Genomic DNA, 21,559 nt, shown 5'->3' on the forward strand with positions numbered 1-21,559 from the left:
TGCTGATACAAGCGCAACCGGCATCAGTGAGATGCTTCGTGCCGTGCTCGAGCCGTATGCGGGGAAACTCGCACGTACGGTTCTTCGGGGGCCGCGTTTCCGAGAGGGAACGTGGCTACCCTCTAAAAACTCAAACGCGGTACGCCAGTGTAGCAAGTGTCCACATGGAAAGACTTACCGGACACGCATGATGACCGCCCCGCGAAGCCATTGGCATCGCAATAAATCATTGATTTTAAACAACTATAATTGTCCGACACGGATGTTTGCCGAAGTAACGCTTTCCTGGCGCGGCGCAACGCTTTTTGGGTGCCAAGTTCTTCACAGAGTTATCCACAGACGGCGCGATGCAGTGGACAAGCGCGCGCGCCGCCTGCGCCGGGACAAATGGCGACTGGCGCACGGGACGCTCGCGCGCTAGAGTGCCGGGTTCGAGCACGCATACCGCCGTGCACATCGTTCAACGCTCACCTGAATTCGAAGGAGCTGCTGTTGCGCGTCATGCCGTACCTCATCGATATGTCTCATTCGTCAGACTTGCGCGTCGCCGTCGCGAAGGCGGTCCGTGTCTGATCTCAAGCCGCCGATCGAAAACTTCCTCGGACGCGAATGGCGTCGCCGTGGCCCGATCGCGTGGGCGCTGACGCCGTTCGCGTGCATCTTCGGCGCCATCGCCGGCACGCGCCGCGCATTCTACGAAGCGGGCTGGTTCAAGCACATCGACGTGGGCGCGCCGGTGGTCGTCGTCGGTAACGTGACGGTCGGCGGCACTGGCAAGACGCCGACGGTCATCGCGCTGGTCGAGGCGCTGCGCGCGGCGGGCATGCAGCCGGGCGTCGTGTCGCGCGGTTACGGCGCGAAGGTGAAGCACGCGGCCAGCGTCACGCCGACGAGCCTCGCCACCGAAGTCGGCGACGAGCCGCTTCTGATCGCGCGCCGCACGCATGCGCCGGTGTTCGTCTGCCCGGATCGCGTGGCGGCGGCGCAGGCGCTCCTGAAAGCGCATCCGAACGTCGATGTCATCGTGTCTGACGACGGCTTGCAGCACTATCGCATGGCGCGCGCGTTCGAACTCGTCGTCTTCGACGATCGTCTCGGCGGCAACAACTTCCTGCTGCCCGCCGGCCCGTTGCGCGAGCCGATGTCGCGCCGCCGCGATGCCACGCTGATCAACAGCCCGTACGATCGCGCGCTGCCGCCGTGGCCGAACACCTTCCCGCTCGATCTCGAATCCGGCGATGCCTGGCTGCTCGACGATCCTTCGGTGCGCCGTCCGCTCGATCAGTTCGCGAAGGAAAAAGTGGTCGCGGCGGCGGGCATCGGTTCGCCCGAGCGCTTCTTCGCGACGCTGCGCGCGGTGGGCATCGCGCCGTCCACACGCGCCTTTCCCGATCACTATTCGTATCGCGACAATCCGTTCGAAACCGTGCAGGCCGACGCGATCCTTGTGACGGAAAAGGATGCAGTAAAATTCGGCACTTGGCGCGACGCGCGCATCTGGGTCGTTCCCGTGCAAGCCGTGCTTCGGCCTCGCCTCATTGCTCTGGTTGTGGAGAAACTCCGTGGACGCACGCCTGCTTGAAATCCTCGTTTGTCCGATCTGCAAAGGTCCGCTGCACTATGACCGCGCGGCGCAGGAACTCGTCTGCAACGCGGACAAACTCGCCTATCCGATCCGCGACGGCATTCCGGTAATGCTCGTCGACGAAGCGCGTCAGACCGTCGAAGGTACGCCCGTCGAGCCGCTGAAGCCGGCCGGCGGCAACTGATCGTCCGTTCAGAAGAAGTCATGTCCGTTCCGTTCATCGCCGTCATTCCGGCGCGTCTCGCGTCCACGCGCCTGCCGAACAAGCCGCTCGCCGATATCGGCGGCAAGCCGATGGTCGTGCGCGTCGCCGAGCGCGCGCGCGAATCCGGCGCGACGCAGGTGCTCATCGCGACCGACTCCGGTCTCGTGGTCGACGCCGCGCGCGATCACGGCATCGAAGTGATGTTGATGCGCCCCGATCATCCGACCGGCACGGATCGTCTCGCCGAAGTCGCGACGCGTCTCGCGCTGCCGGACGACGCCATCGTCGTCAACGTGCAGGGCGACGAACCGCTGATCGACCCGCAACTCGTGCGCGATGTCGCCGCGCATCTGGCGGCACATCCCGAATGCGCGATCGCGACCGCCGCACACCCCATCCACGATCCGGCCGACGTGTTCAATCCGAACGTCGTCAAGGTCGTGCTCGATGCGAAGAGCGTCGCGCTGTATTTCTCGCGCGCGCCGATTCCCTGGACGCGCGATGCCTGGCAAGCGCATTGGCCTGACGTTTCCGCGCTGGCGAATCTGCCCGCCGTGCCCGAAAACGTGCTGCGACATATTGGCCTATACGCGTATCGCGCCAAGTTCCTGCGCGGCTTCCCGGCGCTTTCCATCGCGCCGATCGAAGACGCCGAGGCGCTCGAGCAATTGCGCGCGATGTGGCACGGCGAGCGCATCGCGGTGCGCGTCACGCATGAGACGCCGGCTTCCGGCGTCGATACGCCGGGCGATCTCGAACGCGTTCGCGCGCTGTTCTCAAGCGCGAGCTGAAGGTCTCGCACAACCCATGTAAACCCCAGCAGAGGCTCATTCTGCGGGGTTCTTGGCGTTTTCTATCCGCGTTATTACGGCCGAAACCGTCATTCGACGTGGCATAATCGACAACATTGCGCGAGCCGTCCGGTCAGCGCCACGCTCAATTCAGCCGCTGTCCGTGGGTGCCGCGCCGTCTCAAACCGGCCGCGCCTCCCTTCGTTGACGCTGCGCCGAGCTTCGCTCACCGGACATCTTTCCAGCCTCGCGGCGCGGTTTATAGACGATTCGGAGAGTCATCATGCGTTTGATCCTGTTGGGCGCACCCGGTGCGGGCAAGGGCACCCAGGCAAACTTCATCAAGGAGAAGTTCGGCATTCCGCAAATCTCGACCGGCGACATGCTGCGCGCGGCGGTCAAGGCGGGCTCGCCGCTGGGCGTCGAAGCCAAGCGCTTCATGGACGCGGGCGATCTGGTGCCGGATTCGCTCATCATCAATCTCGTGAAAGAGCGTCTGCTCGCGGACGACTGCAAGAACGGCTATCTGTTCGACGGTTTCCCGCGCACGCTGCCGCAAGCGGAAGCCATGAAGGAAGCGGGCGTCGCGATCGACTATGTGCTGGAAATCGACGTGCCGTTCGACGAGATCATCACGCGCATGAGCGGCCGTCGCGTGCACGCGGCATCGGGCCGGACGTATCACGTCAAGTTCAATCCGCCGAAGCAGGACATGACCGACGACGTCACCGGCGAACCGCTGATCCAGCGCGACGACGACAAGGAAGAAACCGTCAAGAAGCGTCTGGACGTCTACGAATCGCAGACCAAGCCGCTGATCACCTACTACAACGACTGGGCGAAAAACGGCGCGGCCGCCAACGGCCTGAAGGCGCCGGCGTATCGCAAGATTTCGGGACTCGGCAAGGTCGACGAAATTCGCGAGCGCGCGTTCGATGCATTGAAGTAAGCGCATCGGCTGCTGTCTTGCTCCACGAAAACCCGCTCGCATCGAGCGGGTTTTTTTATGCCGCCGCGAATCGTTGCATGACGGTCATGCGAAATCGCCAAGCGACGCTTCGCTACAATCGAGCCGTCCCACGAAGACAATAACGATCATCGGCTCATACAAGGAGAAGAGACATGGAGATGCAAGGCAACGTCTTTCTGATCACCGGCGGCGCGTCCGGGCTCGGCGCGGCGACGGCGCGCCTCATCGCGAAGAACGGCGGCAAGGTCGTGCTTGCCGACATGAACGAGGCGGCGGGCATCGAGCTCGCGCGCGAGTTGTCGGGCGAGTTCGTCAAGTGCGATGTCAGTCAGGAAAGCGACGCGCAACAGGCCGTCGATACCGCGACGAAACTCGGCACGCTGCGCGGACTGGTGAACTGCGCGGGCATCGCGCCGGCATCGAAAACGGTGGGACGCGACGGGCCGCATCCGCTCGATCTGTTCTCGAAGGTGATCGCGGTGAATCTGATCGGCACCTTCAACATGACGCGGCTCGCGGCCACCGCCATGTCCAAGCACGACGCCACCGCCGATGGCGAACGCGGCGTGATCGTGAACACGGCGTCGGTGGCGGCGTTCGACGGACAGATGGGTCAGGCGGCGTATGCGGCCTCGAAAAGCGGCGTCGCGGGCATGACCTTGCCGATCGCGCGCGATCTGTCGAAGAGCGGCATCCGCGTGATGACGATCGCGCCGGGCCTGTTCGAAACGCCGATGCTGCTCGGCATGCCGCAGGAGGTGCAGGACGCGCTCGGCGCGATGGTGCCCTTCCCGCCGCGTCTCGGCAAACCCGACGAATACGCGATGCTGGTTGCGCATATCTTCGCCAACACGATGCTCAACGGCGAAGTGATCCGGCTCGACGGCGCGATCCGCATGCAGGCGAAGTAGAACGCGCGCGGCCGCTCAGTCGTTCTGCGTGCGCTGTCTCAGCTCGTGCAGTTCGGTTTCGACGGCGGTCGCGTCCTCGGCATCGGGGCACACTTCGATATAGCGCTCCAGATCTTCCAGCGCCGGGCGCAGGTAATCGAGCCGCGCATACGCGAAGCCGCGATCCCGCACTTCCTCGATACTGCCCGGCAGCACGATCACGAGCCGCTGCTGCACGGCCAGCAGACGCTGCCAGCGCTCCGTCTGCAAATAGATGCCCTTCAGATTGCGCAGCATGCGCGCGACGATTTCGCGCTTGGTCGCCGGTTGCAGCAGCACGCGCAACGCGCTGCCGATCGATTCGCCGACGCGCTGCACATAAGGTTCGAGCATTTCGACCATCTGCGCTTCGGAGAGCGTCTGGCCGTTGGTCGGATCGAGCATCAGATCGTGCTCGGGCGTCGACACGCGCAGCAGGAAATGCCCCGGAAACGACACGCCGCGCACCGGCAAACCGAGTTGCTCGGCCATCTCCAGATACACGACCGCGAGCGAGATCGGAATGCCGCGCCGGCGACGCAGCACGACGTTCAGATGGCTGTTGTCGGGGTCGTAATAATCGTTGAGATTGCTGGAGAAACCGAGATCGCGGAAGAAATAGCGATTGAGCGCCTCGACCTTCTGCCTGACGTCGGCATCGTCCGGAATGCGGCGACGCACGCGCACGACGAGTTCGTCGATCTCCGCCAGCGTCGCCGGCATGTCGAGATCGGGATACGCGTCCTGCGCGATCGACAAGGCTGCCTCGGTGAGCGGCAGATTGTCGTCATCGGCCATCAGCGAAGAGAAGTATTCGAGGATGCGCGTGGTCGTCATCAAAGCGTGCGTCTCTTGAAGTAGGCGTATTTGAAGCCCATCGCGGACAGCATACCGAAATACAAAGCCGCGAACACGACCAGACTCGCGCCCAGCAGCGCGATCCGCGCGACCGGCGTCGCACGCATGCCGATCCAGTCGAAGTTCTGCGACACCCAATGCATCACGCCAGCAAGAACCAGGCACGCGCCGAGCAGTTGCACGAAGAAGCGCGCCCAGCCCGGCGACGGCTGATAAATCTTGCGGCGGCGCAGACCGATATACAGCAGCGCCGCGTTCGCGAGCGCGCCCAGACCGATCGACAGCGTGAGACCCGCGTGCGAGAAGATCGGCACGAAAATGTAATTGCTCACCTGCGTCATGACGAGCACGAAGATCGCGATCTTAACCGGCGTCTTGATGTCCTGCTTGGCGTAAAAGCCCGGCGCGAGAATCTTGATCAGGATCAAGCCCGTCAGCCCGATGCCGTAGGCCGCCAGCGCCCGGCCGACCATCACGACCGAATGGCCGTCGAACTTGCCGTAATGGAACAGCGAAGCCGTGAGCGGCTCGGCGAAGAAGAACAGCGCGACCGCGCTCGGCGCCGCCAGCAGGAAGGTGATGCGCAGGCCCCAGTCGAGCAGCGCGGAGTATTCCTCGTTGTTGGCGTCGACGTGTGCCTTCGAGAGACTCGGCAGCAGAATGGTGCCGAGCGCCGCGCCGAGCAGCGCGGTGGGGAATTCCATCAGCCGGTCGGAGTAGTTGATCCACGACACCGCGCCCGGCCCGATATTCGACGCGATATTCGTGTTGATGATCAGACTCAGCTGCTGCACCGACACCGCGAAAGTCGCGGGCAACATTTTCAGCAGCACGCGCTTCACGCCCGGATGCGCCAGCGCCTTCCAGAAATTCAGCCCGATGCGCGGAATCATGTCGATGCGCTTGAGCCCCGGCAACTGCACCAGCAATTGCAGTATGCCGCCCGCGATCACCGCATACGCCAGCGCGTAGACCGGCACCTTCATGTGCGGCGCGACGAACACCGCCGCGACGATGAACGCCACGTTCAGCAACACGGGCGCGAATGCCGGCAGCGAGAACTGCTTGTACGTGTTGAGCACGCCAGCCGCGAGCGTCGTCATCGAGATGAAGACGATGTACGGAAACATGATGCGCGTCATGCCGACCGCGAGACCGTAGGCCGCGCCTTCGTGCTCGAGCCCGGACGCGACCGCGAACACGACCCAGCTCGCGCACGCCATGCCGACCAGCGACACCACGACGAGCACCCAGGTCAGCACGGTCGACATCGCATCGACGAGCGCCTTGGTCGGATCGTGGCCCTGGCTATTCTTGAATTCGGCGAGAATCGGCACGAACGCCTGCGCGAACGCGCCTTCCGCGGACAGACGCCGCAGCAGGTTGGGAATCCGGAACGCGACGTAGAACGCGTCGGTGTAAATGCTTGCGCCGAAGGCCCGGGCGATCAGCGTTTCGCGGATCAGACCGGTTATGCGCGACAGGAGCGTGAAGCCGCTAACTGTCAGGAGGGCTCGGAATAGATTCATGGGGCGCCCATTATACGGGCGACGGACGGCGGCTCTCGCAATGGTGGCGGGCGAATCCGCAAGAATGACCGATTGAATCAATCGCGGCGGATCCACGCCGTCGCCGCCACGGAATGCGGCGCTTGTCATATCTCGTTTTTGCTTGCTATAATCGCCTGTTTCGAAGCTCCGCCAAGCGGAACTTCATGTCTTTCCCGGCCCCGGCCGGTGAAGCACCCACGAAGCACCGATTCAGTATCAAGGTTCTCGGGCAATCGTTCCCGAGATTTCAGATCAAAGGCAGCGCTCAGAGGTCCACCTCAGGCTTCTCTAGCAACATAAGCCAGCAGGCTGGCAATGCGCTCCGGACAAGTAACAGCAGGAACAGGATAAGGAACCGTCATGGCAAATACCGCACAAGCTCGCAAGCGCGCCCGTCAGGCCGCCAAAGCCAACTCGCACAACTCGGCGCTGCGCTCGAAGTTCCGCACGGCCATCAAGGCAGTCCGCAAGGCTATCGAAGCCGGCGACAAGGCCAAGGCAGCCGAAGTGTTCCAGGCGTCGGTCAAGACCCTCGACATCATCGCGGACAAGAAGATCGTCCACAAGAACAAGGCAGCTCGTCATAAGAGCCGCCTGGCTGCAGCCATCAAGGGCCTGCAAGCCCCCGCTGCTCAGTAATTCCCGCTCGCTTCCGGCGGACGCTTCCCTCGCGGAGCATTCGCCGAAGCAGCTTCCTGTTTCCGCTGCGCAGTAACGAAAAAGCCCGCCGGGGTTAAGAATCGGCGGGCTTTTTTGCGTCTGTGCGTTTTGCTTCCGTGCGTTTTGCGCGGCGACGGCACCGCGCGCTGAAAGCGTTACTGCGGACCGCGCCGCTGCGCCACCTGCACCGCATGATGCGGCGGCAGTTCGCACGTCTCGGTCACGACGAGTTCGTTGTCTTTGGCGAAGTTCAGCACGAAGTCGAAGGCCATCGGCTCGATATCGCGCAGGCGGGAGTCGAGAATCACGACCTTGATGTCGTCGATCATGGTGGGACGCACGTAGATCGAATACTGCATGTAGGCGTTCGGACCTTTCTGCTTCGGCCCGAACCCGGACATCACCCCGCAGAGGCGCTCCGACCAGTCGCTGGGCCGAAACTTTCGCCCGCTCTTGGTGATGCCTTGGATGAAATACTGGGTCGGGACTAATTCAGACATGTAGCAATACCTTTGGACGGCCCGTGGCGCGCATGAAGAGACCTGACGAAGCTGGATGAGCATCGCCGGACGTGCGCGGGAAACTGTGCTGATTGTTGCAGAGTTGTTGAAACGAGCGGCGTTCATTATACCGCAGCGGCCTTTTTTCCGCAGTGCACACAAGCTCCGGAGGCTTGTGCCACGGGCTTCCAGAAGGCTTGCAGTCCGATTACCGCACGCGCCAACCGGCTGTTGTCCCGCCTCGTCAAAGACATCAAAATCCTTTATGCTCGATCGCGACACCACTCTCGACGGCTCGACGGCGGCGCCGTCCGGCCTTATCGATACGAACATTGCGTTCGAAGCGGCCGGTTAGACGCCGCCGCTTGCGTTTCATGACCTCCAAAAAAATTCGCCACTATCTTCAGTTCAAGGATTTTTCGCTCGACGATTATGAGTACGTGCTCGAACGCGCGCGCATCCTGAAGCGCAAGTTCAAGAACTACGAGACCTATCATCCGCTGCACGACCGCACGCTGGCGATGATCTTCGAGAAGAATTCGACGCGCACGCGCCTGTCCTTCGAGGCAGGCATTTTCCAGCTCGGCGGCCACGCGGTCTTCATGAACACGCGCGACACGCAACTGGGCCGCGGCGAGCCGATCGAAGACTCCGCGCAGGTCATCTCGCGGATGGTCGACATCATCATGATCCGCACGTTCGGGCAAGACATCATCCAGCGCTTTGCGGAAAGCTCGCGCGTGCCGGTCATCAACGGCCTGACGAACGAATATCACCCGTGTCAGGTGCTGGCGGATATCTTCACGTTCTACGAGCATCGCGGGCCGATTCAGGGCAAGACGGTCGCGTGGGTCGGCGACGCCAACAACATGCTCTACACGTGGATCGAGGCGGCGCAGATTCTCGGCTTCAAGCTGCGTCTGTCGACGCCGGAAGGCTACAAGCTCGATCCGGCGCTGGTCGCCGAAGACAGCAAGCCGTTCTTCGAAGAGTTCGACGATCCGAACGATGCCTGCGCCGGCGCCGATCTCGTCACGACCGACGTCTGGACCAGCATGGGCTACGAAGCGGAAAACGAAGTCCGCATGAAGGCGTTCGCGGATTACTGCGTCGATGCCGACATGATGGCGCGCGCCAACGCCGATGCGCTGTTCATGCACTGCCTGCCCGCGCATCGCGGCGAGGAAGTGAGCGCGGAAGTCATCGACGGGCCGCAGAGCGTCGTGTGGGACGAGGCGGAAAACCGTCTCCATGTGCAGAAGGCGCTGATGGAATATCTGCTGCTGGGCAAGCTCAATCACTGAGCTTTCATGCTGCGTCAAAAAAACCCGCCTCGGCGGGTTTTTGCGTTCAGAGGCAGACCGGTTCCATTTCCAGTTCGACGCCGAAGCGCGCCAGCACATCGCGTTTGATGGCTTCGGCGAGTTCGAGCACTTGCGCGCCCGTCGCGCCGCCGCGATTGACCAGCACGAGCGCCTGACGCTCATGCACCGCCGCCCCGCCGATGCCGCGCCCTTTCCAGCCGCACTGGTCGATCAGCCAGCCCGCCGCGAGCTTCACCGTGCCATCGGCCTGCGCGTAGGAAACGACGTTCGGCACGCGCGATTTCAGCGCATCGAAGGCCTGCGCGCTCACCACCGGATTCTTGAAGAAGCTGCCCGCGTTGCCAAGCTTGGTCCAGTCCGGCAGCTTGGCGCGGCGCACGGCGATCACGGCATCGAAGATGGCGCGTGCGTCGCGGGCCGTGGCGTGGTCGAGCGCGCGGGCAACGTCGGCGTAATCGGCGCGCGGCGTCCACGCTTTCGGCAGCCGGAACACAACCGACGTGATCATGAAACGCCCGCGCCCGTCGCGTTTGAAGAAGCTGTCGCGATAGCCGAACGCGCAGGTCGCGCGATCGAATTCGACAGCCTCGCCCGTCGCCAGTTCGACCGCGTGCAGCCGCTCGAAGCGCTCGCCCATCTCCAGCCCGTATGCGCCGATGTTCTGAATCGGCGCTGCGCCGACCGTGCCGGGAATCAGCGCGAGGTTTTCCAGCCCCGGCATGCCCTGCGCGAGCGTCCACGCGACGAATTCGTGCCAGTTTTCGCCCGCGCCGGCTTCGACGAGCCACGCGTCGCCGTCCTCGCCGATCACGCGCTTGCCCGCGATGCCGACGATCAGCGCGACGCCGTCGAAATCGCGCGTCAGCACGATATTGCTGCCGCCGCCGAGCACGAGCCACGGCATGCCGGCGATACGCGCGTCGGAGGCAAGCGCGGCGGCGGAATCCACGCTATCGATGCGCATGGCGTAACGCGCGCGGGCATCGAAACCGAACGTGTTGTGAGAAAGAAGCGGGAAATCCGCGAGAAGCTGAAGGGACATGAACGAGGCGCGTCGGTAAAATGACGTCAGGTCCGTGATTATAGCGATAGCGCGGGCGCCGAAGCCGCCGCCCGCCTCAATGAGGGAGAAAGACACAATGCCATCGTTCGACGTCGTCAGCGAAGCAAATATGATCGAAGTGAAGAACGCCATCGAGCAATCCAACAAGGAAATCTCGACGCGCTTCGACTTCAAGGGTTCGGATTCACGCGTCGAGCAGAAGGAGCGCGAACTCACGCTCTACGCCGACGACGATTTCAAGCTCGGCCAGGTGAAGGACGTCATGCTCAACAAGCTCGCCAAGCGCGGCGTCGACGTGCGTTTTCTGGACTACGGCAAGCAGGAAAAGATCGGCGGCGACAAGCTGAAACAGATCGTCACGGTGAAGAAAGGCGTGTCGGGCGATCTGGCGAAGAAGATCGTCAAGACCATCAAGGACAGCAAGATGAAGGTGCAGGCGAGCATTCAGGGCGACACGGTGCGCGTGCAGGGCGCGAAGCGTAACGATCTGCAAGGCGCGATCGCGCTGCTTAAGAAGGAAGTGGCGGACACGCCGCTCGACTTCAACAACTTCCGCGACTGATTTTTCGACGTCGGGATACAAAAAGCCGTTCCGAGGTTCGCCCGGAACGGCTTTTTGCCTTATTCGGCCGCCTTTTTCTTGTCGCCGATGCGGCTTTCCTTCCCCGCCAGCAATTTCGAGATATTCGCCCGATGCCGCCAGATGAGCAGCAGGCTCATCGCCAGGACGGCGATCGAGATGCGGCTCGGCCCGAACAGAAACACCTGGAAGAACGGCGCGAACACCGCCGCGACGAGCGCCGCCAGCGACGAATAGCGGAAGAAGAACGCGATGATCAGCCACGTCAGAAGCGTCGCGATGCCGAGCACGGGATGGATCGCCAGCAGCACGCCGGCCGCCGTCGCCACGCCCTTGCCGCCCTGAAACCTGAAGAATACCGGGTACAGATGGCCGAGAAACACAGCGATGGCCGACATCGCGATGGCGGTGTTCAGTGCGGTCGCGTCGAGCCCGAAGTGCGCGCCGTAGGTGGTCACGGCCCAGACCGGCAGCCAGCCCTTGACGGCGTCGCCGATGAGCGTGAGGATCGCGGCCTTTTTATTGCCGGTGCGCAGCACGTTGGTTGCGCCGGGATTGCCGGAGCCGTAGGAGCGCGGGTCGGCGAGGCCCATCGCGTGGCTCACGACGACGGCGAAGGAAATCGAGCCGATCAGATAGGACGCGACGGCGATCAGGAAAATCATGGTGTCTCTTGTTGAGTCGTGGCGAATGCGGAGTGCATTCTAATCGACGCTCGCGCACTGCACGGGCGTGGCCTTCAGCAGGCCGGTCAGCACGGCCGGATTCAGGCTGACGAGATAGCCGCGCCGCCCGCCGTTCAGGTAGATCGTGTCGAGATCGAGAATGGTCGATTCGACGTACACGGGCATCGCCTTCTTCGTGCCGAACGGCGACGTGCCGCCGACTAGATAGCCCGAATGGCGATTCGCGACCTCGGGCTTGCACGGCTCGATGCGTTTCGCGCCCGTCTGCCGCGCGAGATTCTTCGTCGACACGGTGCGATCGCCGTGCATCAGCACGATGAGCGGCTTGGCGTGCTCGTCTTCCATGACGAGCGTTTTCACGACGCTATGCTCGTCCACGCCCAGCTGACGCGCGGATTCTTCCGTGCCGCCGTGTTCGACATATTCGTACGGATGCTCGCCGAACGCGATCTTGTTGCGGCGCAAAAACTGCGTCGCGGGCGTTTCGGATACGTGTTTGGTTTTCGACATGGACGCATTGTAGCGGCGCGGCTTCCCGCTCACCATTGGCCGTTCGGCCTTAATGTACGGCGCCCCGCGACCTGTGGCACGATCGTCCGCGAACCGAAATCAGCGAGGAGATGCCGATGATCCGCGACGCCGAAACGCAAACATTGCTCGAAGACACGATCCGCCGCTTCGTGCGCGAAACGCTCGTCCCGCGCGAAGCCGAAGTCGACGAAACCGACGCGATCCCCGCCGATCTCGTCGAAACGATGCGCGAAATCGGCCTGTTCGGACTCACGATTCCCGAAGCGTACGGCGGCCTTGGCCTCACGATGGAAGAGGAAGTGCGCATCGCGTTCGAGCTCGGGCAGACGTCGCCGGCGTTTCGCTCGTTCATCGGCACGAACAACGGCATCGGATCGATCGGCATTCTGCTCGACGGCACCGACGCGCAGAAATCGCACTATCTGCCGAAACTCGCGGTGGGCGAGCTCATCGGCTCGTTCTGCCTGACGGAGCCGGATGCGGGCTCGGACGCGGCATCGCTCAAGACGACGGCGAAGCAAGACGGCGATGCGTACGTGCTCAACGGCACGAAGCGCTACATCACCAACGCGCCCGAAGCGGGCATCTACACGGTGATGGCGCGCACCAGCGACGCGAAAGGCGCGAGCGGCATTTCGGCGTTTATCGTGGAGCGCGGCACGCCGGGCTTGTCGATCGGCAAGGCGGACAAGAAGATGGGCCAGCGCGGCGCGCATACCGCCGACGTGATCTTCGAAAACTGCCGCGTGCCGATGGCGAATCTGATCGGCGGCGCGGAAGGCGTCGGCTTCAAGATGGCGATGAAGGTGCTCGACAAAGGGCGCATCCATATCGCGGCCATCGCGATCGGCGCGGCCAAACGCATGCTGCGCGACGCCCTCGCCTACGCGATGGAGCGCAAGCAGTTCGGTCAGCCCATCGCCGAATTCCAGCTGGTGCAGGCGATGCTCGCGGACAGCAAGGCCGAAATCTACGCCGCCGAATGCATGGTGCTCGACGCCGCGCGCCGCCGCGACGAAGGCCGCGATGTGTCGGTGGAGGCATCGTGCGCGAAGTATTTCGCGACCGAGATGTGCGGACGCGTCGCGGATCGCGCGGTGCAAGTGCACGGCGGCGCGGGGTATATCGCGGAGTACGGGATCAGCGGTTTTATCGCGATGTGCGCTTGTTCAGGCTGTATGAGGGGACGTCGCAGATACAGCAGATCATCATCGCGCGGGGGTTGATGCGGGGCGGGGAGATTTGAAATACGAGCGTCGACGACCGCTTCTTTTACCACTTTTCCAATCCTCATACTATTAGAGGATTCGACAAGTTATCCCAAAATTAAACTGGGGTTCAATGCACCCGCCTCAAAAGTTTGCGCCATTTAATTCGTCATCCTTATCTCTAATTTTATGCTTTCAAGGATACGCTCCGATTTCTCCTTCTCCGCCGCCATCGCGGGACTCATTGCGCTAATTGCAACCTACAGCGAACCAGTTCTGATCGTCGTGCAGGCGGCACAGGCCGGGCACCTGTCTTACGATCAGTTGTCCACCTGGATCTGGGCCGTGTCCATCGGCGCGGGGATGGTCGGGCTCTGGCTGAGCCTGCGATTTCGCATGCCCGTGATCGGCGCGTGGTCGACGCCCGGCGTGGCGCTCCTGATCACGGCACTCGCGCAATATCCCTTCAGCGATGTGATCGGCTGCTATATCGTCGTGTCGATCATCATCGCGGTCATCGGCCTGTCCGGTCTCTTCAGCAGATTGATTCAGTATCTGCCCGCCCATCTGCTATCCGCGATGATTGCCGGCGTGCTGTTCGAGTTCTGCACGTCCATTTTTCGGTCGTTGCAGTCGACGCCGGTCATCGTCCTTCCCGTTCTGGCGGTGTATGTACTCGGCCGGCGACTCATTTCGCGCTACGCCGTCGCGCTTGCGCTGCTCGCGGGCGTGCTCGTCGCATTGCCGGGCGCGGAGCTCGCCACGCACGGACTCGCGCTCCACGTCGTCAAGCCGGACATGACATATCCGACGTTCTCGGGCAGCGCGCTGATCGGCTTGGGTCTGCCGCTGCTGCTTCTCGCGCTGACCCAACTCGCGACCTCGATTCACATCCTGAACAGCGCCGGATTTGCGATTTCACCGCGCGCGGTCGTCGGATCGAGCGCTCTGATGTCCATTCCGCTGTCGCTCTTCGGAAACTCGGGCATCAACCCTGCGGCAATCGTCGGTGCAATGTGCGCGAGTTCGGAATGCCACGAGCAACCTCAGCGTCGATACATCTCCGGCGTCGTCTGCGGCATCGGATACCTGTGCATCGGAACGTTCGGGGCATCGATACTCGCGCTGTTTTCTCGGCTGCCCGAGGGTCTGACGGCAACCTTGGCCGGACTGGCGCTTATCGGGACGCTCGTATCGAATATGGCCACGTCGCTCGCAAACGAAGGCAATCGGGAAGCCTCGGTCGTGACGTTCGTCGTCACGGTATCCGGCATGTCGTTCTTCGGACTCGGCTCGGCGCTCTGGGGATTGATTGCGGGCATTCTGTTCTCGATCGCACTTTCGAAGCAGCCCGTGCTGCGTCGCTTCGTGCAACTGAAAACGGTGGACCGTCGCTGAACGCGGGATAAATCGACGGCACCCTCACCCCCGCGGATGATGCTCCTTATGAATCTTCTGCAACCGCTCCCGCGCCACATGCGTGTAAATCTGCGTCGTCGAAATATCCGAATGCCCGAGCAGCAACTGCACCACGCGCAAATCCGCGCCGTGATTCAGCAGATGCGTCGCGAACGCGTGCCGCAGCGTGTGCGGTGACAGCGGCGCATGCACGCCGCCGTTGAGCGCGTGCCGCTTGATGATGTTCCAGAACTGCTGACGCGTCATGCCGTCGCCGCGCGAGGTGACGAACAGCGCATCGGCGGCGCGCTGGCCGAGCAGCGCCGGGCGCGATTCGCGCAGATAACGCATGATCCACTCGTGCGCCGCTTCGCCGAACGGCACCAGACGCTCTTTCGAACCCTTACCCATCACGCGCACGACGCCCTCGTTCAGGCCGACTTCCACGGTCTTCAGCGTGACGAGCTCGGTCACGCGCAAACCGCTCGCGTACATGAGTTCGAGCATCGTGCGATCGCGCAACCCGAGCGGCGTGTCGATGTCCGGCGCGTGCAGCAGCGCTTCCACTTGCGATTCGTTCAGCGTCGACGGAAAACGCGGCGGCTGTTTCGCCGAACGCAGCTTCAAGGTCGGATCGACGGTGGCGCGATGTTCGCGCATCGCCCACGCGTAGTAGCGGCGAAAAACCGACAAGCGCCGGTTCGCGGATGTCGCCTTGTCGCCCCGGCGCGCGGCCATATAGCCGTTCATGTCGCCTTCGTTGGCGGCATCGATCGAGACGCCGCGTTTGGCCGCGAGCCATTCGGCGAAGAGCTTGAGATCGCGCCGGTACGCTTCGAGCGAGTTCTTCGCGAGGCCGTGTTCGAGCCACAGGGCGTCGCAGAACAGGTCGATCGAATCGGAGCTGGCCGTGAAGCCCGGCGATGGGAGAACGTCTTCTGTCGTTGCACTCGTCATGCGATCGATACACCTTCGTGCGCCAGCAACCAGCGCTTCACGTTGCGATAAAACCCTTCGCCGGGATGATGCGCGAAGCCGCCGATCCCGCCGGCCGCCACCACGCTATGGCACGGTATCACGATCGGCAGCGGATTGGAGCCGCACGCCTGCCCGACCGCGCGCGGCACGCTGCCGATCTCGCGCGCAAGCTGGCCACGTCCACACCTGCCCCGCCGCGATCCCGCTGATGCCGCGCCACACGCGCCGCTGATGCTCCGTTCCGCCGACGAACATCGGCAAGTCGAAACGCATCGACGGTTCGTCGAAATAGCGGCGGATTTGAGCGGCGGCTTGCTGCGTCAGCGCGCCGCGCGGCTCGATTGCGGGCGTATCGTCGGGAAGATAGACGATTTCGCGCACGCTGATCTCATCGGCGCGAATGCCGACCTTGCCGAACGGCGCGTCGATGATCGCATCGTAGGGTTTCATGTCCCGCTCTCCTGCCGCAATGCCCAGTTCACATGCTCGCGCACGATGTCGGAGGCATCGTGCGCGCGCGCCCGAAGCGCTTCCACGATCGCCGCACGTTCCTCGGCCGAAAGCGACGTCGAGCGCAACGCGTTGCCCATCGCCACCGCGATATTGCGTAGCCATCGCTCGTGCCCGATACGCCGGATCGCGCTGCCCTGCATGCGCGTGTCGAAATCGTCCGCGCTCCACGCGAACAACGCCACCAACGACGCGCGATCCAGTCCGTGACGCACGTCGAAATCCGCGACCGGCGCGGCCTGCGCGAACTTGTTCCACGGACAGACGAGCTGGCAATCGTCGCATCCGTACACGCGATTGCCGATCAGCGGACGCATGTCCTCCGGGATGCTGCCGTGCAATTCGATCGTCAGATACGAGATGCAGCGCCGCGCATCCACGCGATACGGCGCGACGATTGCGCCCGTCGGACACGCGCCGATGCAACGCGTGCACTGCCCGCAATGTGCACCGTCCTGCTCGGGATGCGGATCGGCAGGCAGCGGAATATCGACATAGATTTCGCCCAGAAAGAATAGCGAACCGGCATCGCGATCGAGCAGCAAGGTGTGCTTGCCACGCCAGCCGTTGCCCGCTTTCTGCGCGAGCGCGACTTCGAGCACGGGCGCGGAATCCGTGAACGCGCGATGCCCGTACGGCCCGATTTCCGCCTCGATACGCTCGGCGAGTTGCTGCAACCGGTTGCGCATGACCTTGTGATAATCGCGGCCGCGCGCATAGATCGACACGACGGCTTCGGCGGGTTTCGTGAGCCGCGACCACTCGATCGCGCGCCAGTCGTTCTTCTGACCATCGGCTGTCGGGACACTTTCAGCGCCCTGTTTGGCGAGCGTTTCAGCGGGCAGATAAGCCATTCTCGCGGTGATGACCCGTCGCGTTCCGGCCACAAGCTCGGCCGGTCTCGCGCGTTTCAGCCCATGTTTGGCCATATAATCCATCTCGCCGTGATAGCTTGCTTCAAGCCATGAAGCGAGACCTTGCTCGGCATCCGACAGGTCGATATCGCTTATTCCGACCGCGCCGAACCCTAACTCGCGACCCCACGTCCTGATGCGTCGGGCGAGTTCCGCCAGCGCTTCTTCATCGTGATGCGAGAGGCGCGATTCAAAGGCGGCGTCATGCGACGCGGTCGTGGTTTTAGCGGAATGTTCCGGCAATCGGTTCATCACGACATTTTACGAGCAATGCCCGAAAGCCCCGCACGAACGACGCAAGCCAACTCATCCGCGCTCCTCGAACGACGCTTCGAGTTGCGCGACGAAGCCGCCACGACCGACTTCGGCGTGCGCTTCGCCCGGGCCGTCGAGGCAACACGAATTGCAGCACGCGCCGGATCATCGGTCGAACCATTCGCCGGATTGCAAGTCCAGTTGATCGGTGACCTGGGCGCGGGCAAGACCACACTGGTGCGCGCGACCTTGCGCGCGCTCGGCCATCAAGGCCGCGTGAAGAGCCCGACTTACACGCTCGTCGAGCCGTATGCGCTCGACACCGCGAGCGGGCCGCTCGACGTCTATCACTTCGATCTTTATCGCTTCGCCGATCCGGCCGAATGGGCCGATGCCGGCTTCCGCGAATATTTCGACCGGGGCGCGGTATGCCTCGTCGAGTGGCCGCAGCAGGCAGGCGGGCTGCTCGGTGTGCCGGACCTCGTGTTCCAGCTATCGCTGCCCGGCGACGTCGCATCGCCGGGAGATTCGAACGAAGAAGAAGGCCGTGTCCTGACCGCGCGGGCGTTTAGCGAAACAGGAAAGACATGTCTCGAAAGATGTTGATCAAGCCGTTCCACTCGATCGAAGCGGGCGCCTCCGCGCCGCACAACTGGCGTCGTCGCCAGGTGCTGCGCGCAGGCGCCTCGACGCTCGTACTCGCGCTCGCCGCGCCCCGTCTCGCCTACGCGAGTTCGGTGCTCGGCGTGCGCGTGTGGCCCGCGCGCGATTACACGCGTGTGACGATCGAGTCCGACCAGCCGCTGCAAAACACCAACCAGATGCTGCAGGGACCGGATCGGCTCGTGGTCGATCTGACGGGCATCGATCTCGATCAGGCGCTGCGCGATCTGGTCTCGAAGATCGCGCCGAACGATCCGCAGATTCAGTCGGTGCGCGTCGCGCAGTATCAGCCGCATGTCGTGCGCATAGTGTTCGACCTGAAGGCGTCGGTGAAGCCGCAGGTTTTCACGCTCGGGCCGATCGGCAGCTACAAGTACCGGCTCGTGTTCGATCTGTATCCGGCCGTCGCGCCCGATCCGTTGATGGAACTGCTCGCGGAATCCGAGCGCAAGCAGCAAGCGCTCGATCAGGTGAACCCGAATCCCGCGCCGCCGCCCGCGACGCTCTCGGGACCGGCCACGCCGCAGCCGTCGCACACGCCCGACGCCAGCGACGACTTCTTCCAGAAGTACGCCGACAACGGCAGTACGGGCGCACCCGTGCCGACCCCCGCGCCGAAGCCGGCGATCAAACCGCCCACGCCGCCCGTCATCGCGAAGAAGGACGACGACGGCGACGAGTATCAGTTCTCCACGCCCAAGCAGGGGCGCGGCACGACGCGTCTGCTCACCGTCGCGATCGATCCGGGGCACGGCGGCGAGGATCCGGGCGCGATCGGCGGCTCGGGCACGTATGAAAAGCACATCGCGCTGGATATCGCCAAGTGGCTGCGCCAGAAGATCGACGCCCAGCCCAACATGCGCGCGATGATGACGCGCGACGCCGACTTCTTCGTGCCGCTCAACGTGCGCGTGCAGAAGGCGCAGCGCGTCGGCGCGGACCTGTTCGTGTCGATCCACGCGGACGCCTTCACGACGCCCAATGCGCGCGGCTCGTCGGTGTTCGCGTTGTCGGAACACGGTGCGTCGAGCGCGGCGGCGCGCTGGATGGCGAACAAGGAGAACGCGTCGGATCAGGTCGGCGGCATCAACGTGAAGAGTCAGGACGCGAGCGTGAACCGCGCGCTGTTCGACATGTCGACGACTGCGCAGATCCGCGACTCGATGCGTTACGGCAGCTTCGTGCTCAACGAGATCGGCGGCATCAACAAGCTGCATAAGGGATCGGTCGAGCAGGCGGGTTTCGCGGTGCTGAAGGCGCCGGATATCCCGTCGATCCTGGTCGAAACCGCGTTTATTTCCAACCCGGAAGAAGAGCAGCGCCTGAACGACGAGGCGTATCGCGACAAGATGGCCAACGCGATTCTGAAGGGCATCAGGCGATATTTCGCGGCGAATCCGCCGCTGGCGAAGAGCCGGATGACGTAAGCAGCGGGCGCGTCGGCAAACCTAATGCAGCGCAGCATCAGCGCGCCGACGACTTGCACGGACGTCATCGCCTCGCCGAGAAACACCGGCGCCGACGCAATGCCGATCACCGGCACCAGCAGCGAAAACGGCGCGACCTGCGCCGCCGGATAACGCGCCAGCAGCTTGTGCCCCACAAGCTATAACCGACGATCGTCGCGATAAACGACAGATACGCCACCGCGAACACCGATACCAGCGGAATATGCGCGAGACTCGCCTCGATGCGCGCCGGACCTTCGAAAATTAGCGACAACACGAAGAACGGCAGCGGCGGAATCAGGCTCGCCCACACGACCAGCGACAGCAGATCGACCTTCCCCATGCGCTTGGTGACGACATTGCTGAGCGCCCACATCGACGATGCGGCGAGCGTCAGCACGAAGCCGAGCAGGGTCATCGCGTGGCCGCCCTGCATGCCGATCACCGCGAGCCCCGCCGCCGAGATCAGCAGGCCCGCGACGTTGGCCGCGCGAATGCGCTCGCCCAGGAACATCGCCGCGAAAATCAGCATGAAGAACGCCTGCGCCTGCAATACGAGCGATGCGAGTCCCGCCGGCATGCCGACCGACATGCCGTAGAACAGCAGCGCGAATTGCCCGAATGAAATGGTGAGGCCGTAAGCGAACAGCCAGCGCAGCGGAATCTGCGGACGATTGACGAAGAACACCGGCAGCGCCGCCGTGAAACGCAGCGCGCCGAGCAGCATCGGCGGGACGCCGTGCAGGCCCAGCTTGATGACGACGAAATTCACGCCCCACGCGAGAATCACCACCAGCGCGACCAGCAGATCCTTCGGCGACATCGCCCTCTCCTTCTTACAAACGCTTTAACGAGGAGTGGAGTGTAGCGAAGCGCGCATCGGCTGGATTGTGAAAACCTGCTCTCGGGAATGGAAATACGCCAGCAAAAGAACGACGGCAAAAGAACGCCCGCGCCGACATGGCCGGCGCGGGCGTTTTACCGCGGTCCTGACGGCGAGAGCTTACTTGCCCTGACCGTTTTCAGCGGCCGGATTGTTTCCGGTCGTGACTTCCGGCGTCTTCTTGCCCGCCGACGGATGCGCCGTGTGCTTGTGCATCTTGTGCTTGGACATCGTGCCGCTTTGCGTGGTGGTCGTCGTGTCGTTGCCCATCGACGTATCGTTGTTGCCCATCGCCGCCGACGAATTGCCCGACGACGTCTGCGCGAACGCGCCAGTCGCGGCGAAAACACCCGCCGAAATCGCGATCAACAGTTTGTTCTTGCCCATGATCCTCTCCTATCGGATTGAAAGAATGCGCCACATGCACGCAGTGACGAACTTGCCAAGCGCGGCCGGTTACGCTGCGACCCAGCGTGACGGCCGGTAAAATCAATGTTCCTGGCGCGCCATTCCGGCGCCCTGCTGAAGCCAGTAACCGCCATGCCAACGACGACGATCCGCGCAATACTCAAACCTCACCAACACGATGTCGGCGGCCTCATGGTGAGGCGCGTCCTCCCCGCGCTTGCCGCGCGCACCGTCGGACCTTTCATTTTTTTCGACCATATCGGTCCCGCAACGCTCGTGCCCGGCAAGGGCCTCGACGTGCGCCCGCATCCGCATATCGGGCTCGCGACGGTCACGTATCTGTTCGAGGGCGCGATCATGCATCGCGATAGCGTGAGCTCCGTGCAGAAGATCGTTCCCGGCGACGTCAACTGGATGACGGCCGGTCGCGGCATCGTCCATTCGGAGCGCACGCCCGACGCCGAGCGCGCCAGCGGCCAGACGATGCACGGCATCCAGACGTGGGTCGCGCTGCCGGTCGCGAGCGAGGAAGTCGAGCCGTCGTTCGAGCATCACGCGGCCGACGCGCTGCCGCAAATCGAGCGCGACGGCGTCGTGTTGCGCGTGATCGCGGGCACGGCGTTCGGCGCGCAGGCGCCTACGCGCACCTTTGCGCCGACGC

Annotated in this window: 21 protein-coding genes and 3 pseudogenes; 13 read left to right on the forward strand and 11 right to left on the reverse strand. The window is 63.3% G+C overall.

Translation table 11 applies throughout. The features are described from left to right. Positions 1-565: 565 nt before the first annotated feature. The 5 genes from lpxK to BVER_RS15650 all read left to right on the forward strand — a co-directional run bounded on the left by lpxK (position 566) and on the right by BVER_RS15650 (position 4,462). Entirely contained in the window at positions 566-1,582 is a 1,017-nt protein-coding gene (gene lpxK, locus BVER_RS15630; protein WP_050454103.1) for a tetraacyldisaccharide 4'-kinase, read from the forward strand. Then, on the forward strand, positions 1,563-1,769 hold the full coding sequence (locus tag BVER_RS15635) for a Trm112 family protein (protein WP_050454104.1): 207 nt from the start codon (positions 1,563-1,565) through the stop codon (positions 1,767-1,769). Before lpxK ends, BVER_RS15635 begins: the two co-directional genes overlap by 20 nt. A gap of 20 nt (positions 1,770-1,789) precedes the next feature. Next, complete coding sequence (gene kdsB, locus BVER_RS15640; RefSeq protein ID WP_050454105.1) at positions 1,790-2,581, forward strand: 3-deoxy-manno-octulosonate cytidylyltransferase; 792 nt, start codon at positions 1,790-1,792, stop codon at positions 2,579-2,581. Positions 2,582-2,864: 283 nt separating this feature from the next. After that, the gene (gene adk / locus BVER_RS15645; RefSeq protein ID WP_050454106.1) at positions 2,865-3,530 is read left to right on the forward strand and encodes an adenylate kinase; all 666 of its coding nucleotides are present in this window, start codon (positions 2,865-2,867) and stop codon (positions 3,528-3,530) included. Between the two features lie 173 nt (positions 3,531-3,703). Next, the gene (locus BVER_RS15650) at positions 3,704-4,462 is read left to right on the forward strand and encodes a 3-hydroxyacyl-CoA dehydrogenase (protein ID WP_050454107.1); all 759 of its coding nucleotides are present in this window, start codon (positions 3,704-3,706) and stop codon (positions 4,460-4,462) included. Positions 4,463-4,477: 15 nt separating this feature from the next. Here the strand turns inward: BVER_RS15650 and BVER_RS15655 are convergent, their stop codons facing one another. Both BVER_RS15655 and murJ read right to left on the reverse strand, forming a co-directional pair. Next, on the reverse strand, positions 4,478-5,317 hold the full coding sequence (locus BVER_RS15655) for a SirB1 family protein (protein WP_050454108.1): 840 nt from the start codon (positions 5,315-5,317) through the stop codon (positions 4,478-4,480). Further along, positions 5,317-6,867, reverse strand: a complete 1,551-nt coding sequence (gene murJ / locus BVER_RS15660; protein ID WP_050454121.1) for a murein biosynthesis integral membrane protein MurJ — start codon at positions 6,865-6,867, stop codon at positions 5,317-5,319. Before murJ ends, BVER_RS15655 begins: the two co-directional genes overlap by 1 nt. Positions 6,868-7,248: 381 nt before the next feature. Between murJ and rpsT the strand changes: the two genes are divergently transcribed. Then, on the forward strand, positions 7,249-7,527 hold the full coding sequence (rpsT, locus tag BVER_RS15665) for a 30S ribosomal protein S20 (protein ID WP_050454109.1): 279 nt from the start codon (positions 7,249-7,251) through the stop codon (positions 7,525-7,527). Positions 7,528-7,703: 176 nt separating this feature from the next. Here rpsT and BVER_RS15670 read toward each other — a convergent pair whose 3' ends face one another. Continuing rightward, positions 7,704-8,048 carry a DUF3579 domain-containing protein gene (locus BVER_RS15670; RefSeq protein ID WP_050454110.1) on the reverse strand — a complete coding sequence of 115 codons (345 nt, stop codon included), beginning with the start codon at positions 8,046-8,048 and terminating at the stop codon, positions 7,704-7,706. A 374-nt stretch (positions 8,049-8,422) separates the two neighbouring features. Here BVER_RS15670 and argF point away from each other — a divergent pair, with 374 nt between their 5' ends. Next, a complete protein-coding gene (gene argF, locus BVER_RS15675; RefSeq protein WP_050454111.1) occupies positions 8,423-9,352 on the forward strand; it encodes an ornithine carbamoyltransferase in 930 nt (309 codons plus the stop codon). 46 nt (positions 9,353-9,398) lie between these two features. Here argF and murB read toward each other — a convergent pair whose 3' ends face one another. After that, the gene (gene murB / locus BVER_RS15680; protein ID WP_050454112.1) at positions 9,399-10,415 is read right to left on the reverse strand and encodes a UDP-N-acetylmuramate dehydrogenase; all 1,017 of its coding nucleotides are present in this window, start codon (positions 10,413-10,415) and stop codon (positions 9,399-9,401) included. A gap of 97 nt (positions 10,416-10,512) precedes the next feature. On the opposite strand from murB, the gene BVER_RS15685 reads away from it, so the two are divergent. Then, on the forward strand, positions 10,513-10,998 hold the full coding sequence (locus tag BVER_RS15685) for a YajQ family cyclic di-GMP-binding protein (protein ID WP_050454113.1): 486 nt from the start codon (positions 10,513-10,515) through the stop codon (positions 10,996-10,998). A gap of 59 nt (positions 10,999-11,057) precedes the next feature. Here the strand turns inward: BVER_RS15685 and plsY are convergent, their stop codons facing one another. Together plsY and ybaK are read right to left on the reverse strand one after the other, a co-directional pair. Continuing rightward, entirely contained in the window at positions 11,058-11,681 is a 624-nt protein-coding gene (gene plsY, locus BVER_RS15690) for a glycerol-3-phosphate 1-O-acyltransferase PlsY (RefSeq protein ID WP_050454114.1), read from the reverse strand. A gap of 39 nt (positions 11,682-11,720) precedes the next feature. After that, on the reverse strand, positions 11,721-12,212 hold the full coding sequence (gene ybaK / locus BVER_RS15695) for a Cys-tRNA(Pro) deacylase (RefSeq protein WP_050454122.1): 492 nt from the start codon (positions 12,210-12,212) through the stop codon (positions 11,721-11,723). Between the two features lie 110 nt (positions 12,213-12,322). On the opposite strand from ybaK, the pseudogene BVER_RS15700 reads away from it, so the two are divergent. Next, positions 12,323-13,479: pseudogene (locus tag BVER_RS15700) on the forward strand (acyl-CoA dehydrogenase family protein). Positions 13,480-13,630: 151 nt separating this feature from the next. After that, positions 13,631-14,839 carry a benzoate/H(+) symporter BenE family transporter gene (locus BVER_RS15705; protein ID WP_050454115.1) on the forward strand — a complete coding sequence of 403 codons (1,209 nt, stop codon included), beginning with the start codon at positions 13,631-13,633 and terminating at the stop codon, positions 14,837-14,839. Between the two features lie 24 nt (positions 14,840-14,863). On the opposite strand, the gene xerD is transcribed toward BVER_RS15705, so the two are convergent. The 3 genes and pseudogenes from xerD to queG form a co-directional block, all read right to left on the reverse strand. Further along, positions 14,864-15,796, reverse strand: coding sequence for a site-specific tyrosine recombinase XerD (xerD, locus tag BVER_RS15710; protein ID WP_050454116.1), 933 nt, complete (start codon positions 15,794-15,796; stop codon positions 14,864-14,866). After that, positions 15,793-16,267 (reverse strand): annotated as a pseudogene (locus BVER_RS15715) (methylated-DNA--[protein]-cysteine S-methyltransferase). The gene xerD and the pseudogene BVER_RS15715 overlap by 4 nt, the downstream one beginning before the upstream one ends. After that, positions 16,264-17,493: a tRNA epoxyqueuosine(34) reductase QueG gene (queG, locus tag BVER_RS15720; protein ID WP_050454117.1), complete on the reverse strand. Its 1,230-nt coding sequence runs from the start codon at positions 17,491-17,493 to the stop codon at positions 16,264-16,266. Before queG ends, BVER_RS15715 begins: the two are co-directional and overlap by 4 nt. Positions 17,494-17,511: 18 nt before the next feature. Here queG and tsaE point away from each other — a divergent pair, with 18 nt between their 5' ends. Both tsaE and BVER_RS15730 read left to right on the forward strand, forming a co-directional pair. Beyond that, complete coding sequence (gene tsaE / locus BVER_RS15725) at positions 17,512-18,102, forward strand: tRNA (adenosine(37)-N6)-threonylcarbamoyltransferase complex ATPase subunit type 1 TsaE (RefSeq protein ID WP_050454118.1); 591 nt, start codon at positions 17,512-17,514, stop codon at positions 18,100-18,102. Then, positions 18,084-19,586, forward strand: a complete 1,503-nt coding sequence (locus tag BVER_RS15730; protein ID WP_050454119.1) for an N-acetylmuramoyl-L-alanine amidase — start codon at positions 18,084-18,086, stop codon at positions 19,584-19,586. The genes tsaE and BVER_RS15730 overlap by 19 nt, the downstream gene beginning before the upstream one ends. A 32-nt stretch (positions 19,587-19,618) precedes the next feature. Here BVER_RS15730 and BVER_RS15735 read toward each other — a convergent pair. Then, positions 19,619-20,430 (reverse strand): annotated as a pseudogene (locus tag BVER_RS15735) (EamA family transporter); the annotation flags it as partial. A gap of 180 nt (positions 20,431-20,610) precedes the next feature. Beyond that, on the reverse strand, positions 20,611-20,877 hold the full coding sequence (locus BVER_RS15740; RefSeq protein ID WP_050454120.1) for a hypothetical protein: 267 nt from the start codon (positions 20,875-20,877) through the stop codon (positions 20,611-20,613). A 153-nt stretch (positions 20,878-21,030) separates the two neighbouring features. Here BVER_RS15740 and BVER_RS15745 point away from each other — a divergent pair. After that, a partial coding sequence (locus tag BVER_RS15745) for a pirin family protein (protein ID WP_198155269.1) occupies positions 21,031-21,559 on the forward strand: 529 nt, incomplete at its 3' end.

This window comes from Candidatus Burkholderia verschuerenii (genome assembly GCF_001189365.1).
Classification (GTDB): Bacteria; Pseudomonadota; Gammaproteobacteria; order Burkholderiales; family Burkholderiaceae; genus Caballeronia; species Caballeronia verschuerenii.